The 14,830-nt window shown below is 61.9% G+C and carries 28 protein-coding genes; all 28 read right to left on the reverse strand.

All coding sequences use genetic code 11. From position 1 onward, the window contains the following. Positions 1 to 124: 124 nt before the first annotated feature. Positions 125 to 556, reverse strand: a complete 432-nt coding sequence (gene rplQ / locus AC0L2Y_RS33600; RefSeq protein ID WP_023675127.1) for a 50S ribosomal protein L17 — start codon at positions 554 to 556, stop codon at positions 125 to 127. Between the two features lie 39 nt (positions 557 to 595). Then, complete coding sequence (locus tag AC0L2Y_RS33605; RefSeq protein ID WP_023675128.1) at positions 596 to 1,606, reverse strand: DNA-directed RNA polymerase subunit alpha; 1,011 nt, start codon at positions 1,604 to 1,606, stop codon at positions 596 to 598. Between the two features lie 104 nt (positions 1,607 to 1,710). Then, entirely contained in the window at positions 1,711 to 2,100 is a 390-nt protein-coding gene (gene rpsK / locus AC0L2Y_RS33610) for a 30S ribosomal protein S11 (protein ID WP_006205444.1), read from the reverse strand. Between the two features lie 139 nt (positions 2,101 to 2,239). Next, positions 2,240 to 2,608 (reverse strand): 30S ribosomal protein S13, encoded by a 369-nt coding sequence (rpsM, locus tag AC0L2Y_RS33615; RefSeq protein WP_006205445.1) that lies wholly within the window; start codon positions 2,606 to 2,608, stop codon positions 2,240 to 2,242. A 198-nt stretch (positions 2,609 to 2,806) separates the two neighbouring features. Further along, positions 2,807 to 3,418 carry an adenylate kinase gene (locus AC0L2Y_RS33620; protein WP_473562227.1) on the reverse strand — a complete coding sequence of 204 codons (612 nt, stop codon included), beginning with the start codon at positions 3,416 to 3,418 and terminating at the stop codon, positions 2,807 to 2,809. After that, positions 3,415 to 4,755 (reverse strand): preprotein translocase subunit SecY, encoded by a 1,341-nt coding sequence (secY, locus tag AC0L2Y_RS33625; protein WP_023675130.1) that lies wholly within the window; start codon positions 4,753 to 4,755, stop codon positions 3,415 to 3,417. The genes AC0L2Y_RS33620 and secY overlap by 4 nt, the downstream gene beginning before the upstream one ends. 191 nt (positions 4,756 to 4,946) lie before the next feature. Next, a complete protein-coding gene (gene rplO / locus AC0L2Y_RS33630; RefSeq protein WP_352491399.1) occupies positions 4,947 to 5,420 on the reverse strand; it encodes a 50S ribosomal protein L15 in 474 nt (157 codons plus the stop codon). Between the two features lie 22 nt (positions 5,421 to 5,442). After that, positions 5,443 to 5,640, reverse strand: coding sequence for a 50S ribosomal protein L30 (gene rpmD / locus AC0L2Y_RS33635; RefSeq protein ID WP_006205449.1), 198 nt, complete (start codon positions 5,638 to 5,640; stop codon positions 5,443 to 5,445). 24 nt (positions 5,641 to 5,664) lie between these two features. Further along, complete coding sequence (gene rpsE / locus AC0L2Y_RS33640; RefSeq protein ID WP_006333394.1) at positions 5,665 to 6,228, reverse strand: 30S ribosomal protein S5; 564 nt, start codon at positions 6,226 to 6,228, stop codon at positions 5,665 to 5,667. Positions 6,229 to 6,312: 84 nt separating this feature from the next. Beyond that, a complete protein-coding gene (gene rplR / locus AC0L2Y_RS33645; RefSeq protein ID WP_023675132.1) occupies positions 6,313 to 6,672 on the reverse strand; it encodes a 50S ribosomal protein L18 in 360 nt (119 codons plus the stop codon). An 85-nt stretch (positions 6,673 to 6,757) separates the two neighbouring features. Beyond that, complete coding sequence (rplF, locus tag AC0L2Y_RS33650; RefSeq protein ID WP_023675133.1) at positions 6,758 to 7,291, reverse strand: 50S ribosomal protein L6; 534 nt, start codon at positions 7,289 to 7,291, stop codon at positions 6,758 to 6,760. An 89-nt stretch (positions 7,292 to 7,380) separates the two neighbouring features. Continuing rightward, a complete protein-coding gene (gene rpsH, locus AC0L2Y_RS33655; protein WP_006205453.1) occupies positions 7,381 to 7,779 on the reverse strand; it encodes a 30S ribosomal protein S8 in 399 nt (132 codons plus the stop codon). A 12-nt stretch (positions 7,780 to 7,791) separates the two neighbouring features. Next, positions 7,792 to 8,097: a 30S ribosomal protein S14 gene (rpsN, locus tag AC0L2Y_RS33660; RefSeq protein ID WP_023675134.1), complete on the reverse strand. Its 306-nt coding sequence runs from the start codon at positions 8,095 to 8,097 to the stop codon at positions 7,792 to 7,794. Between the two features lie 27 nt (positions 8,098 to 8,124). Continuing rightward, positions 8,125 to 8,703, reverse strand: coding sequence for a 50S ribosomal protein L5 (rplE, locus tag AC0L2Y_RS33665; RefSeq protein ID WP_008875670.1), 579 nt, complete (start codon positions 8,701 to 8,703; stop codon positions 8,125 to 8,127). Next, positions 8,696 to 9,010, reverse strand: a complete 315-nt coding sequence (gene rplX, locus AC0L2Y_RS33670) for a 50S ribosomal protein L24 (protein WP_254817150.1) — start codon at positions 9,008 to 9,010, stop codon at positions 8,696 to 8,698. Before rplX ends, rplE begins: the two co-directional genes overlap by 8 nt. A gap of 12 nt (positions 9,011 to 9,022) precedes the next feature. Beyond that, positions 9,023 to 9,391, reverse strand: a complete 369-nt coding sequence (rplN, locus tag AC0L2Y_RS33675; protein ID WP_006205457.1) for a 50S ribosomal protein L14 — start codon at positions 9,389 to 9,391, stop codon at positions 9,023 to 9,025. 82 nt (positions 9,392 to 9,473) lie between these two features. After that, on the reverse strand, positions 9,474 to 9,713 hold the full coding sequence (rpsQ, locus tag AC0L2Y_RS33680; protein ID WP_023675136.1) for a 30S ribosomal protein S17: 240 nt from the start codon (positions 9,711 to 9,713) through the stop codon (positions 9,474 to 9,476). Between the two features lie 11 nt (positions 9,714 to 9,724). Continuing rightward, complete coding sequence (gene rpmC, locus AC0L2Y_RS33685; RefSeq protein ID WP_006205459.1) at positions 9,725 to 9,925, reverse strand: 50S ribosomal protein L29; 201 nt, start codon at positions 9,923 to 9,925, stop codon at positions 9,725 to 9,727. Between the two features lie 13 nt (positions 9,926 to 9,938). Beyond that, positions 9,939 to 10,352 (reverse strand): 50S ribosomal protein L16, encoded by a 414-nt coding sequence (gene rplP, locus AC0L2Y_RS33690; RefSeq protein ID WP_006205460.1) that lies wholly within the window; start codon positions 10,350 to 10,352, stop codon positions 9,939 to 9,941. Between the two features lie 27 nt (positions 10,353 to 10,379). Further along, positions 10,380 to 11,105, reverse strand: a complete 726-nt coding sequence (gene rpsC, locus AC0L2Y_RS33695) for a 30S ribosomal protein S3 (protein WP_023675137.1) — start codon at positions 11,103 to 11,105, stop codon at positions 10,380 to 10,382. Then, positions 11,105 to 11,494 carry a 50S ribosomal protein L22 gene (gene rplV, locus AC0L2Y_RS33700; RefSeq protein WP_006205462.1) on the reverse strand — a complete coding sequence of 130 codons (390 nt, stop codon included), beginning with the start codon at positions 11,492 to 11,494 and terminating at the stop codon, positions 11,105 to 11,107. The genes rpsC and rplV overlap by 1 nt, the downstream gene beginning before the upstream one ends. 2 nt (positions 11,495 to 11,496) lie before the next feature. Beyond that, on the reverse strand, positions 11,497 to 11,775 hold the full coding sequence (rpsS, locus tag AC0L2Y_RS33705; protein WP_006205463.1) for a 30S ribosomal protein S19: 279 nt from the start codon (positions 11,773 to 11,775) through the stop codon (positions 11,497 to 11,499). Positions 11,776 to 11,791: 16 nt separating this feature from the next. Next, positions 11,792 to 12,625, reverse strand: coding sequence for a 50S ribosomal protein L2 (gene rplB / locus AC0L2Y_RS33710; protein WP_023675138.1), 834 nt, complete (start codon positions 12,623 to 12,625; stop codon positions 11,792 to 11,794). Positions 12,626 to 12,647: 22 nt separating this feature from the next. Further along, positions 12,648 to 12,941, reverse strand: a complete 294-nt coding sequence (locus AC0L2Y_RS33715; protein WP_006205465.1) for a 50S ribosomal protein L23 — start codon at positions 12,939 to 12,941, stop codon at positions 12,648 to 12,650. Beyond that, positions 12,938 to 13,558, reverse strand: coding sequence for a 50S ribosomal protein L4 (gene rplD, locus AC0L2Y_RS33720; RefSeq protein WP_023675140.1), 621 nt, complete (start codon positions 13,556 to 13,558; stop codon positions 12,938 to 12,940). Before rplD ends, AC0L2Y_RS33715 begins: the two co-directional genes overlap by 4 nt. Beyond that, on the reverse strand, positions 13,558 to 14,286 hold the full coding sequence (rplC, locus tag AC0L2Y_RS33725; protein WP_352469149.1) for a 50S ribosomal protein L3: 729 nt from the start codon (positions 14,284 to 14,286) through the stop codon (positions 13,558 to 13,560). The genes rplD and rplC overlap by 1 nt, the downstream gene beginning before the upstream one ends. A 96-nt stretch (positions 14,287 to 14,382) precedes the next feature. Beyond that, on the reverse strand, positions 14,383 to 14,691 hold the full coding sequence (gene rpsJ / locus AC0L2Y_RS33730; RefSeq protein WP_006205468.1) for a 30S ribosomal protein S10: 309 nt from the start codon (positions 14,689 to 14,691) through the stop codon (positions 14,383 to 14,385). Between the two features lie 63 nt (positions 14,692 to 14,754). Then, positions 14,755 to 14,830, reverse strand: a 76-nt coding sequence (locus AC0L2Y_RS33735) for an EF-Tu C-terminal domain-related protein (protein ID WP_454589835.1), incomplete at its 5' end; no start/stop codon positions are given.

Here is a 14,830-nt window from a genome sequence, read left to right on the forward strand (position 1 = left end):
TCGCTAACCCTTCGCCGTCATCAGGCTGGGTAGAGGACTTGCACCTCCAAGCTGTCGATCATGCTCGGCACACAACAGAAAAGGGGCCCGCAGGCCCCTTTGAACTTCACAGAAAAACCGAAGCTTATGCAGCTGCGGCTTCCTCTTCGGTGCCTTCGGCCTCGATGCGGGCGCGGTCGCCGGCGCCTTTGGCCGAGGTGTCGCGGTCGACGAATTCGATGACGGCCATTGCGGCATTGTCACCATGGCGGAAGCCGGCCTTCATGATGCGCAGATAGCCGCCGTTGCGGGTGGCATAACGTGGCGCGATGGTATCGAACAGACGCTTGACGACGCCTTCATTGCCGATCTGGGCAATCACCTGCCGGCGGGCATGCAGGTCGCCGCGCTTGCCGAGCGTCACCAGCTTCTCGACGATCGGACGCAGATCCTTCGCCTTCGGCAGCGTGGTGAGGATCTGCTCGTGCTCGATAAGCGACACGGCAAGGTTGGCAAACATCGACTTGCGATGGCTGATGCTGCGGGCGAACCGGCGGCCTTTAAATCCGTGGCGCATGGCTCTTCTCCTTCATTGCGGGTTCAAGAGGCCTGAGCCTCAATATTGATCTTCGTAACGCTTGGCGAGGTCTTCGATGTTTTCCGGCGGCCAGTCCGGCACTTCCATGCCGAGATGCAGGCCCATCGCCGCCAGGACTTCCTTGATCTCGTTCAGCGACTTGCGGCCGAAGTTCGGGGTGCGCAGCATCTCGGCTTCGGTCTTCTGGATCAGGTCGCCGATATAGACGATGTTGTCGTTCTTCAGGCAGTTGGCCGAACGCACCGAAAGCTCGAGCTCGTCGACCTTCTTGAGCAGCGCCGGGTTGAAGGCAAGCTCGGTGACCTGTTCGGCGGCGACTTCCTTCTGCGGCTCGTCGAAATTGACGAACAGGCCGAGCTGGTCCTGCAGGATGCGAGCGGCGAAGGCCACCGCGTCCTCGCCCGAGATCGAACCGTCGGTCTCGATGGTCATGGTCAGCTTGTCATAGTCGAGAACCTGGCCCTCGCGGGTGTTCTCGACCTTGTAGGAGACCTTCTTGACCGGCGAATACAGGCTATCGACGGGGATCAGCCCGATCGGCGCGTCCTCGGCGCGGTTGCGGTCGGCCGGCACATAGCCCTTGCCGGTGTCGACGGTGAATTCCATGCGGATTTCAGCGCCTTCGTCCAGCGTGCAGATGACGTGGTCGGGATTGAGGATCTCGACGTCGCCAACCGTCTGGATGTCGCCGGCGAGAACCGCACCCGGTCCCTGCTTGCGTACGACCATGCGCTTGGGGCCGTCGCCTTCCATACGGATGGCGATTTCCTTGATGTTCAAGACGATGTCGGTCACGTCCTCGCGGACGCCGGCGATGGACGAGAATTCATGCAGGACGCCATCGATCTGCACGGCGGTCACAGCCGCGCCACGCAGCGAAGACAGAAGCACGCGGCGCAGCGCGTTGCCGAGGGTGAGGCCGAAGCCGCGCTCGAGCGGCTCGGCGACCAGCGTGGTCAGCGTCTTCTTCTTCGACGAGAACTCGATCTTGTTCGGCTTGATCAGTTCTTGCCAATTTTTCTGGATCATAGTGCTTTCCTTCCGTTGTCCCGCCACCATCCAATCGTGGCGGGCGACCTGGAATGCCGTGGAGGAGCGCCTTTGAGGCGCTCGCGCGGCGTTCGGTAAATTCGTTAGACGCGGCGCTTCTTGCGCGGGCGGCAGCCATTGTGCGGGATCGGCGTCACATCACGGATCGAGGTGATGGTGAAGCCGGCTGCCTGCAGCGCGCGCAGCGCCGATTCACGACCGGAGCCGGGTCCACAGACCTCGACCTCGAGCATGCGCATGCCGTGTTCCTGGGCCTTCTTGGCAACATCTTCTGCGGCCATCTGGGCAGCGAACGGGGTCGACTTGCGCGATCCCTTGAAGCCCTGGGCTCCGGCCGACGACCAGGCAATCGAGTTACCCTGCGCGTCCGTGATGGTGATCATCGTGTTGTTGAAGGTCGAATTGACGTGGGCAACGCCCGACGAGATGTTCTTGCGTTCGCGACGGCGAACACGAGCGGCTTCCTTGGCCATGATAGTCCTTTCAGTTGATCTCTACACCGCCGTAATGCCAGCGGCTCCACCAGGGAGAAGGCAGTAGGGGAATATGGCAGTAGGGCAGTATGTCTGCCGTTCCTATTGCCTTACTGCCCTACTCCCTTACTGCCCTAAATTACTTCTTCTTTCCGGCAATCGACTTGGCCGGGCCCTTGCGGGTGCGCGCATTGGTGTGTGTGCGCTGACCACGAACCGGCAGCGAGCGGCGGTGACGCAGGCCGCGGTAGCAGCCGAGGTCCATGAGCCGCTTGATGTTCATCGACACTTCGCGGCGCAGGTCGCCCTCGACCTGGTAATCGCGGTCGATGGTCTCGCGGATCTGCAGCACTTCCGCGTCGGTCAGCTGGTTGACGCGACGCTCGGCCGGGATGCCGACCTTGTCGACGATCTCCTGGGCGAACTTCTTGCCAATGCCGTGAATGTATTGAAGCGCAATGACGACGCGCTTGTTGGTCGGAATGTTGACGCCGGCTATACGAGCCATGTTCTTCTCTTCTCCATATAGGCCGGACGAGCCGGCGCTTCAAGTTGCCCCGCGTCCGGTGGAGGCCGGCCCTTGCGGGAGTTTCCAGTTCAAAGCGGCCTGCCTTGCCCTTGCGGACAAGCAAGCCTCATGCCTGATAGGAAGACGGGCCGCCATACCCCAGCGGACCGCTCCAGTCAAGCGCAATCGTTCGATTCGCTAGCCGGCCGCCTGGCCAACTTTCTGGGTCGTCGCCCTGAGCACCGCCTCGATCTGCTGCGTCACCGCATCAATGTCGGCCATGCCATCGACGCCCCTGAGTTTGCCCTTGGCGTAGTAGTAGCCGATCAGCGGCGAGGTTTTCTTGTAATATTCCCTCAAGCGTTCTTCGAACACCGCTGGACTGTCGTCCTTGCGCACCGGCAGGCCTGCGGCCTTGGCTTCTTCGGCGCGCTTGACGATTCGGCCAACCAGCGCCTTGTCGTCGACGACAAATTCGATGACTGCGTCGAGCTCCAGTCCGCGATCCGACAGCATTTCCTCAACGGCGTCCGCCTGCACCAGGGTTCGCGGGTATCCGTCAAGGATGAAGCCGTTTGCGCAATCAGCTTGATCGATGCGCTCAGCCACGATGGCGTTGACGATAACATCGGACACCAGTTCGCCAGCGTCCATCACCGCCTTGGCGCGCCTGCCGACTTCGGTGCCGGCCTGAACAGCAGCACGCAGCATGTCCCCCGTGGAAAGCTGTGGGATGCCGTGCCGTTCTACCAGTCTTAGTGCTTGTGTCCCCTTGCCCGCCCCCGGCGGTCCAAGCAATATCAACCTCATCTGGCCTTTTTCCCCCCGCGCAGCTTCGACTTCTTGATCAGGCCCTCATACTGGTGCGCGATCAGGTGACCCTGAATCTGCGCCACCGTATCGAGCGTTACACTGACCACGATCAGGAGCGAAGTGCCACCAAGGTAGAACGGTACGCCAGTCGCCGAAATCAGGAACTCAGGCAGCAGACACACCAGCACCAGATAGATGGCGCCGACGACGGTGATGCGGGTGAGCACATAGTCGATATAATCCGCAGTGCGCTCGCCCGGACGATAACCCGGGATGAAGCCCGAATGCTTCTTGAGCTGGTCGGCGGTGTCCTTCGGATTGAAGACGATCGCCGTGTAGAAGAAGGCGAAGAACACGATCATTGCCGCGTAGAAGGCCATATAGAGCGGCTGGCCATGGCCGAGCGCCGCCAAGATGGTGCTAGCCCATGCAGGCATATTGGTGGTCTGCGAGAAGCCGGCAACCGTTGCCGGAAGCAGCAGCAGCGACGAGGCGAAGATCGGCGGAATGACGCCGGAGGTGTTGAGCTTAAGCGGCAGATGCGAGGTATCGCCCTGGAACATGCGATTGCCGACCTGGCGCTTGGGATACTGGATCAGCAGGCGGCGCTGGGCGCGCTCGAAGAAGACGATCAGCGCAATGACGATGATGGCCAGCACGATGATTGCCAGGATCAGGCCGGTCGACAGGGCGCCGGTGCGGCCAAGCTCCAGCGTGCCGGAGATGGCGCGCGGCAAGCCGGCGACAATGCCGGAGAAGATGATCAGCGAAATGCCGTTGCCGATGCCGCGAGCGGTGATCTGCTCGCCAAGCCACATCAGGAACATGGTGCCGCCGACCAGCGTGACGACGGTAGAGATGCGGAAGAACATGCCGGGATCGTTGACGATGCCGTTGCCGCCCTCAAGCCCGACCGAAATGCCGTAGGCCTGAACCAGCGCCAGAAGCACGGTCCCGTAGCGCGTGTACTGGTTGATGATCTTGCGACCCTGCTCGCCTTCCTTCTTCAGCGCTTCCAGCGACGGAATGACCGAGGTCATCAGCTGCATTATGATGGAGGCCGAGATATAGGGCATGATGCCGAGGGCAAAGATCGCCATGCGCTGCACGGCGCCGCCGGCGAACATGTTGAACATACCGAGCACGCCCTTGCTCTGCGACGAGAAGGCCTGGGCGAAAGCGTCGGGATTGATGCCGGGCAGCGGGATATAGGTGCCAAGGCGGTAGACGAGCAGCGCGCCGATGGTGAACCAGATGCGCTTCTTCAGATCCTCGGCTTTGGCGAAGGCCGAAAAATTCAGATTCGAGGCTAGTTGTTCAGCAGCCGAAGCCATGCCTGATTCTCCGCTTGGTCACGCTCGATGCCCGCAGCTCAGGCGGCGCGTGTCACCGAAGCTCACGAGATAAGCTCCGGACTGCAAACATGCAAGCGGCCGCGTTGATGCGGCCGCCACATCTGTCGGATCAAAGCACGACCGCAGGCAAAACCGAATTCCACCTTTGCCGAACGTGCTTCAAATTGCCGTTACTCGGCAGCTGCCTTCTCAGGCAGCTTCACCGAACCGCCGGCCTTTTCGATCTTCTCGATCGCGGCCTTGGAGGCTCCGGCCACGTCGAAGGCAAGCTTGGCCTTGATGTCGCCGTCCGAAAGGATGCGCACGCCGTCCTTGACGCGACGGATGACGCCGGCCGCAACCAGCGCCTCGGCCGTCACAACTGTCTTAGCGTCGAACTTCTTGGCATCGAGCGCCGCCTGGATGCGGGCCAGCGACACGACGGTGAAGCTCTTGGCGAAGATATTGTTGAAGCCGCGCTTCGGCAGACGGCGGTAGAGCGGCATCTGGCCGCCCTCGAAGCCGTTGACGGCGACGCCGGAGCGCGCCTTCTGGCCCTTGACGCCGCGACCGGCGGTCTTGCCCGAACCGGAACCGATGCCACGGCCAAGACGCTTCTTGGAATGCGTCGCGCCGTCCTTGTCACGCAGATCGTTGAGTTTCATCTGGGTTCTCCTGCGCTCTGGCTCAGCCCTCGTCCACGACGCGGACGAGATGCTGGACGGCAGCGATCATGCCGCGCACCGAGGGCGTATCCTCCAGCGTGCGCTGCTTGTGCATCTTGTTGAGGCCGAGGCCGACCAGCGTTGCGCGCTGCTCTTTCGGCCGGCGGATCGGCGAACCGATCTGCTCGACGGTGATGGTCTTGGTAGCTTTCTTGGCCATGGTCAGATCCCTGGTCAGCGTCGACTATTCTTCAGCCGCAACGGCGGTGCCGCGGCGGGCCTGAAGGGTCGAATACTTGATGCCGCGCGCGGCAGCCACATCCTTTGGATGCATCTGGCTCTTCAACGCGTCGAAAGTGGCGCGAACCATGTTGTAGGGGTTCGAAGAACCCATCGACTTGGCGACCACGTCATGCATGCCGAGCGTCTCGAAAACGGCGCGCATCGGGCCGCCGGCGATGATGCCGGTACCTTGCTTGGCAGCGCGCAGCAGAACACGTCCCGCGCCCCAGCGTCCCTCGACGTCATGGTGCAGCGTGCGGCCCGAGCGCAGCGGCACGAAGATCATGTCGCGCTTGGCCGATTCGGTCGCCTTGCGGATCGCCTCCGGCACTTCGCGCGCCTTGCCGTGGCCGAAGCCGACGCGGCCCTTCTGGTCGCCGACGACGACGAGGGCTGCAAAGCCGAAGCGCCTGCCGCCCTTGACGACCTTGGCGACACGGTTGATGTGGACGAGCTTGTCGACCATGCCGTCGTCGCGCTCTTCGCGATCACGGCCGCGGCCGCCATCCCTACGTTCCTGTGCCATATCCTGTTCCTTGTTTTTTTCCGGAAGCACGGTTGATGATGATATCCGGCACCTCTGCGGGTCGCCGGGGGCGAATTTTCGTTTTTAGAAGCTCAGACCACCTTCACGGGCAGCCTCGGCAAGCGCCTTGACGCGGCCGTGGTAGATGTAGGCGCCGCGGTCGAAGACGACTTCCTTGACGCCGGCCTTCGAGGCACGCTCGGCGATCAGCTTGCCGATGGCAGCTGCGGCCGCGGTGTCGGCGCCGGTCTTGAGCGAGCCCTTGAGCTCCTTCTCGAGCGTCGATGCAGCGGCAATGGTGTGGCCCTTGGCGTCGTCGATCACCTGGACGTAGATGTTCTTCGACGTGCGATGGACCGACAAGCGCGGACGATCGCCGGCAACCTTCTTGATCTGGCGGCGGACGCGCTGAGCGCGGCGTTGGGTGGATTCTTTCGAGCCCATGATATCAGTTCCTTGCCTTCAAAAAACGGGGGCAACCATATGCGGTAGGACAAGCCTCCCGCGGCCGCTCCCCGCGGCGTTAAGATTACTTCTTCTTGCCTTCCTTGCGGACGATCTTCTCGCCAGCATAGCGAACGCCCTTGCCCTTGTAGGGCTCGGGGCTGCGATACTCGCGGATCTCGGCGGCGACCTGGCCGACCTGCTGCTTGTCGATGCCGGTCACGGTGATTTCCGTCGGCTTCGGCACCGAAATCGTCACGCCCTGCGGCGTCTCGTAGACGACGTCATGGCTGAAGCCGAGCGCCAGCTGCAGGTTCTTGCCCTGCATGGCGGCACGATAGCCGACGCCGGTGATCTCGAGCTTCTTTTCGAAGCCGTCCTTGACGCCCTGCAGGATGTTGACGATCTGCGTGCGCGACATGCCCCATTTGGAGCGGGCGGTCTTGGTCTGGTCGCGCGGCTGGACAGCGATCTCGCTGCCTTCCATCTTGACCAGCACTTCGTCGTTCACCACGAACTTCAGCTCGCCCTTCGGACCCTTCGCCGTCACGGTCTGGCCGTTGACGGTCGCGGTCACGCCTTGCGGCAGCGAAACGGGTTTCTTTCCAATACGAGACATTTTGTTGTCCTCGTCACTTCTCTTGTTTCAGGTCTCGGCTTTCGGGACTAGATCCCGAAAACCTGTTTCCAACCGGGTCACATACCAGATCAGAAGATCTGGCAGAGGATTTCCCCGCCGACATTCTGTTCACGCGCTTCGTGGTCGGCCATCACGCCCTTCGGCGTCGAAAGGATGGCGATGCCGAGGCCGTTGGCGACGTGCGGTATCGACTTGGCCGAAACGTAGACGCGGCGGCCGGGCTTCGAGACCCGGGCAATTTCGCGCACCACCGGCGCACCGTCGAAATACTTCAGCTCGATCTCGATTTCGGACTTGCCGTTGTCGAAGTCGGTCTGGCTGTAGTCGCGGATATAGCCTTCGGCCTTCAGCACGTCGAGGACGCGGGTACGCAGGCGCGAGGCCGGCGTCGAAACGCTCGACTTCTTACGGCCATACGCGTTGCGGATGCGGGTCAGCATATCGCCGAGAGGATCGCTCAATGACATGTTATGTCCTCCTTACCAGCTCGACTTGACCAGGCCTGGGATCTGGCCGTTATTGCCGAGATCACGAAGCGCGATACGCGATACTTTGAGCTTGCGATAATAGGCACGCGGACGTCCGGTGACTTCGCAGCGGTTGCGGATGCGGGTCTTGGCCGAGTTGCGCGGCAGCGCCGAAAGCTTCAGCTGAGCGCGGAAGCGCTCTTCCATCGGCTTGGACTGATCCATGATGATCGCCTTGAGCACCTTGCGCTTGGCAGCGAACTGGTCCGCAAGCTTGCGGCGCCTGTTGTTCTTCTCGACTGAGCTGGTCTTTGCCATTTCAGATTTTTCCTTTTCTCGCTGCCGTTACTGGCGGAAGGGGAAGTTGAAGGCCTTGAGCAATGCCCTGGCTTCGTCGTCCGTCTTCGCAGTCGTACAAACGATGACGTCCATGCCCCAGATCTGATCAACCTTGTCGTAGTTGATCTCCGGAAACACGATGTGTTCTTTGATGCCCATGGCATAGTTGCCACGGCCATCGAAGCTCTTCGGATTAAGTCCGCGGAAGTCGCGGACGCGCGGCAGTGCGATGTTCACGAGGCGGTCGAGGAACTCGTACATGCGTTCCTTGCGCAGCGTGACCTTGGCGCCGATCGGCATCTTCTCGCGAACCTTGAAGCCGGCGATCGAGTTGCGGGCGCGGGTGACGACGGCCTTCTGGCCGGCGATCATCGCAAGGTCTTCCGCCGCGATCGAAGGCTTCTTCGAATCGCCGGTAGCCTCGCCGACGCCCATGTTCAGCACGATCTTGTCGATGCGCGGAACCTGCATCTCGTTCTCGTAGCCGAACTGCTCCTGCAGCGCCTTGCGAATGGTCTCGTTGTAGACCTGCTTGAGGCGCGGCGTGTTCTGGGCAGTTGCCTGCTTGGTTTGAGCCTTAGCCATTGATGACTTCTCCCGAGCGCTTGGCGACGCGCACCTTCTTGCCGTCCTTCTGGAAGATAAAGCCGACGCGGGTCGGCTTGCCATCCTTGGGGTCGGCCAGCGCGATGTTCGACAGCTGGATCGGCGCTTCCTTGGTGATGATCCCGCCCTCTTGGGATTGGGACTGCTTCTGGTGACGACGGATCAGGTTGACGCCGCGCACCAGCGCGGTGTCGTCCTTCGGCTGCACCGAAAGGACTTCGCCCGAACGGCCCTTGTCCTTGCCGGCCAGCACGACGACCTTGTCGCCTTTTCTAATCTTTTGCATTGGTCCGGCTCCTTACAGCACTTCAGGCGCGAGCGAGATGATCTTCATGTGGTTCTTGGCGCGGAGTTCGCGCGGAACCGGTCCGAAGATACGCGTGCCGATCGGCTCTTTCTTGTTGTCGACGAGAACGGCTGCGTTCTTGTCGAAACGGATCACGCTGCCGTCCGGGCGGCGAATGTCCTTGGCCGTGCGAACCACGACCGCCTTCATCACATCGCCCTTCTTGACGCGGCCGCGCGGGATGGCTTCCTTGATCGACACCACGATGATGTCGCCCACGGAAGCGTATTTCCGCTTCGAGCCGCCCAGCACCTTGATGCACATGACACGACGGGCGCCGGAATTATCCGCGACGTCGAGGTTTGTTTGCATCTGAATCATGACTGGCCGCCTTCTTCTTTTCTAACGGGACGGGTTTCTCACCCCTCCCCGGTCTGTCCAAAATTCGTTTCGTTGACCCTGATCAGGCCTGGTCCGAAGACACCACGACCCAGCGCTTGTCCTTGGAAATCGGCTTCGATTCCTGGATGAACACCTGATCGCCGACCTTGTGGGCGTTGTTCTCGTCGTGCGCCTTGTACTTCTTGGTCATGCGCACGGTCTTCTTCATCACGGGATGCGTGAAGCGCCGTTCGACCTTGACGACAACCGTCTTCTCGTTCTTGTCGCTGACGACGGTGCCCTGCAGAATGCGCTTTGGCATGGTTTTCGTCCTTAAGCCTTCTTGGCCGCGGACTTTTCCGCAGCGATGGTCTTGATACGCGCAATGTCCTTGCGGACCTGCCTCACGCGCGCGGTCTTCTCAAGCTGGCCGGTGGCCTTCTGGAAGCGCAGGTTGAACTGCTCCTTCTTCAGGCTGGCCAGGTCGTCGGTCAGCTGGTCCTGGGTCTTGGTCCGGATGTCTTCGGCTTTCATGATCAGCCCGTCCTTATTCTGCGATGCGCTGTACGAAGCGCGTCCTGACCGAGAGCTTGGCCGCGCCGAGACGCAGCGCCTCACGGGCGGTTTCCTCGTTGACGCCGTCGATCTCGAACATGATGCGGCCCGGCTTGACGCGTGCCGCCCAGTAGTCGACCGCGCCCTTGCCCTTACCCATGCGGACTTCGGTCGGCTTCGACGTCACCGGCACGTCCGGGAAGATACGGATCCACACGCGGCCGGCACGCTTCATCTCGCGGGTGATCGCGCGGCGGGCCGCCTCGATCTCGCGCGCGGTGACGCGGTTCGGCTCAAGCGCCTTCAGCCCGAAACCACCGAAATCCAGGTTGGTGCCGCCCTTGGCGGTACCATGGATGCGGCCCTTGAACTGCTTGCGGAACTTTGTGCGCTTTGGCTGCAGCATCGTTCTAACTCCAAATTCCTAAATGTCTTACGCGTTTTCGCGACGGCGACCGCGTTCGCGCTCACCACCACCGCCATGCGCATGATCGCCCTCGGTGGCGCGGCGCTCCGAAGCCATCGGGTCGTGCTCGAGGATCTCGCCCTTGAACACCCAGACTTTGACGCCGCAGATGCCGTAGGCCGTATTCGCCTCGGCCGTGCCGTAGTCGACGTCGGCACGCAGCGTATGCAGCGGCACGCGGCCTTCACGATACCATTCCATGCGCGCGATCTCGGCGCCGCCGAGACGGCCGGCGCAGTTGATGCGGATGCCTTCGGCACCGAGGCGCATCGCCGACTGCACGGCGCGCTTCATGGCGCGGCGGAACGCGATGCGGCGCTCGAGCTGCTGGGCGATCGACTGGGCGACCAGGGTCGCGTCGATCTCCGGCTTGCGCACTTCGACGATGTTCAGATGCGTCTCGGACTTGGTCATCTCCATCAGCTTCTTGCGAAGCTTCTCGATGTCGGCGCCCTTCTTGCCGATGATCAGGCCCGGACGCGCCGCATGGATGGTGACGCGGCACTTCTTGTGCGGACGCTCGATCACGACCTTCGAGATCGCAGCCTGCTTGAGTTCCTTCTCAAGATATTTGCGGATCTTGATGTCCTCGTGCAGCAGCTTGCCGTACTCGCCGGTGTTCGCGAACCAGCGCGAATCCCAGGTGCGGTTGATGCCGAGACGCAGACCGATCGGATTGACTTTCTGGCCCATTATGCGGCCTCCCCTTTTTCTTCGACTTCACGAACGACGATCGTGAGGTGCGAGAACGGCTTCTCGATACGGCTGGCGCGACCACGGCCACGGGCATGGAACCGCTTCATGACGATCGACTTGCCGACATAGGCTTCCGCCACAATCAGCGCATCGACGTCGAGGTCGTGGTTGTTTTCCGCGTTGGCGATCGCCGATTCCAGCGTCTTCTTGACCGTGCCGGAAATCCGCTTGGCCGAGAATTCGAGGTCGGAAAGCGCTGTCGCGACCTTCTTGCCGCGGATCAGCGCGGCAACCAGGTTCAGCTTCTGCGGGCTGATACGGATCGTGCGCAACACGGCGCGCGCTTCGTTGTCAGCAAGCCTGCGCGGAGCTTTGGCCTTGCCCATGATTATTTCCTCTTCGCCTTCTTATCCGCGCCGTGACCGTAATAGGTCCGGGTCGGAGCGAATTCACCGAACTTGTGACCGACCATGTCCTCGTTCACCGAGACGGGAACGTGCTTCTGGCCGTTGTAGACACCGAAGGTGAAGCCGACGAACTGCGGCAGGATGGTGGAGCGGCGGCTCCACATCTTGATCACCTCATTGCGACCACCTTCACGAACCTTGTCCACCTTCTTCAGAAGGTAGCCGTCGATGAAGGGGCCTTTCCAAATCGAACGAGTCACTTGGCGTTACCTCTTCTTAGCTCTTGCGCTGATGGCGCGAGCGCAGGATGAACTTGTCGGTCGCCTTGTTGGACCGCGTCTTCTTGCCCTTGGTCGGCTTGCCCCAGGGCGAAACCGGATGGCGGCCACCCGAGGTGCGGCCTTCGCCGCCGCCATGTGGATGGTCGACCGGGTTCATGGTCACGCCGCGATTGTGCGGACGTTTGCCGCGCCACACGGTGCGGCCTGCCTTGCCGTCATTGATGTTGCCGTGGTCCGGATTGGACACGGCACCGACAGTGGCCATGCAGGAGCCGTGGACGACACGCTGCTCGCCCGAGTTGAGGCGCAGGATCGCCATGCCCTGGTCGCGACCGACGAGCTGGCCATAACCACCGGCCGAACGGGCGACCTGAGCGCCCTTGCCGGGCTTCAGCTCGATATTGTGGACGATCGTGCCAACCGGCATCGAGGCCAGCGGCATCGCATTGCCGGGTTTCACGTCGACCGATTCACCGGCCACGATCTTGTCGCCGGGAGCCAGACGCTGCGGGGCGATGATGTAGGACAGCTCGCCATCGTCATACTTGATCAGCGCGATGAAGGCGGTGCGGTTCGGATCGTATTCGATACGCTCGACCGTGCCGACGACGTCGAACTTGCGGCGCTTGAAGTCGATGATACGGTAGGTGCGCTTGTGACCGCCGCCGATGAAGCGGGCCGTGATGCGGCCGTAATTGTTGCGGCCGCCCGACTTGGTCAGGCCTTCGGTCAGGCCCTTGACGGGCTTGCCCTTGTAGAGGCCCGAGCGGTCGACGATGACCAGCTGACGGGTGCTCGGCGTTACCGGGTTGAATTTTTTCAGTGCCATTGTTCTGTCCTCGCGACCTTGCTCAGAGACCCGTCGCGACGTCGATCGACTGGCCGTCGGCCAGCGTCACAACCGCCTTCTTGACGTCGCTCTGGCGGCCGATCGTGCCGCGGAAGCGCTTGATCTTGCCCTTGCGGACAAGCGTGTTCACGGCCATCACCTTGACGCCGAACAGCGCTTCGACGGCGGCCTTGATTTCCGGCTTCGACGCCTTCTTGGCGACATTGAAGACGACCTGGTTCTGCTCGGAAGCCATGGTCGACTTTTCGGTGATCGCCGGCGAGACGATCACGTCGTAATGACGAAGGTCGGTCATTTGAAGCGCTCCTCGAGAGCCTCGACGGCGGCCTTCGAAAGGACCAGCGTGCCGCGGCGCAGAATGTCGTAGACGTTGATGCCCTGGATGGGCAGCACGTCGATGTTCGGGATGTTGGTCGCCGCCAGCTTGAAATTCTTGTCAAGCTCGGCGCCGCCGATCACCAGGGCGTTGCTCAGGCCCAGCGTCGCGAAATTCGCGATCAGTGCCTTGGTCTTGGCCTCGGTCAGCTTCAGCTCATCGATGATGATGATCGACGCGCTCTTGGCTTTGGCCGAAAGCGCATGCTTGAGACCGAGCGCACGCACCTTCTTCGGCAGATCGTGCTCGTGGCTGCGCACGACCGGGCCGTGGGCTTTACCGCCGCCGCGGAACTGCGGAGCGCGAGCCGAATGGTGACGGGCGCGGCCGGTACCCTTCTGCTTGTACATCTTGGCGCCGGTGCGGGCGATTTCCGCGCGGCCCTTGGCCTTGTGTGTGCCCTGCTGCTTCTTGGCAAGCTGCCAGCGCACGACGCGCTGCAGGATGTCCTCGCGCGGATCAAGGCCGAAAATCTCTTCGGAGAGCTTCAGCTTGCCGGCGTCCTTGCCGCCAAGCGTTGTAATCTTGAGGTCCATTATTCCGCTCCCTCTGTGGCCTGGGCCTCGTTCTTGGCGGCACCATCGGTTGCAACGGCGCGGATCGCGGCGGGCTTCGGCGCATTGGCCGGAAGCGCTACCTTGGCCGCGTCGCGGACCAGGATCCATGCACCCTTCGAACCCGGGACGGCACCGCGGATCAGGATCAGGCCGCGATCGGCGTCGGTCGAGACGACCTCGACATTCTGCGTGGTGACGCGGGTGTCACCCATGTGGCCGGCCATATGCTTGCCCTTGAACACCTTGCCCGGATCCTGGCGCTGGCCGGTCGAGCCGTGTGTACGGTGCGACACCGAGTTGCCGTGCGTCGCGCGGCCGCCACCCATGTGGTGCCGCTTGATGACGCCCTGAAAGCCCTTGCCGATCGTGGTTCCCGTCACATCGACCTTCTGGCCGACGACGAAATGCTCGACGGTGATCTCGGCGCCGACATCGATCATGTTGTCGGCGGAGACGCGGAACTCGGCAACCTTGGCCTTCGGCTCGACGGAAGCGGTCGCGAAATGGCCGCGCATCGCCTTCGACGTGTTCTTCACCTTGGCGAGGCCAACGCCGAGCTGGACGGCGGTATAGCCGTTCTTCTCCTGCGTGCGCTGCGCCACGACCTGGCAGTTCTCCATCTGGAGAACAGTGACGGGAACATGTTCCCCGGCATCGTTGTAGATGCGGGTCATTCCCACCTTCTTTGCAATCACACCTGAACGCATCGGTTCAATTCCTTTAGAGTTCCCTGTCGGGGCTGTCGCCCCTCCACGCCTCTTGTTCCTTCAGAGTTCCGGGTCGCCCCGCTGACCTCTGGTTCCTTAGAGCTTGATCTCGACGTCGACACCGGCGGCTAGGTCGAGCTTCATCAAAGCATCGACCGTCTGCGGGGTCGGGTCGACGATGTCGAGCAGACGCTTGTGCGTGCGCATCTCGAACTGCTCGCGGCTCTTCTTGTCGACGTGAGGCGACCGGTTGACCGTGAACTTTTCGATCCGCGTCGGCAGCGGAATGGGGCCGCGGACGTTGGCGCCGGTGCGCTTGGCGGTCGACACGATTTCCCGTGTCGAGGCGTCGAGCACCCGGTGATCAAACGCCTTCAGGCGGATGCGGATATTCTGTCCGTTCATGCGTCACTTCCTTGTTCTGGCGCGGCGCGGGCAGCGCCCGCGACAGATCGGTTTAAGTCCAAATTACTCTTTGATGGTGACGACGATGCCGGCACCGACGGTGCGGCCGCCTTCACGGATGGCGAAGCGCAGCTTCTCT

The organism is Mesorhizobium sp. WSM4830, from assembly GCF_055811495.1.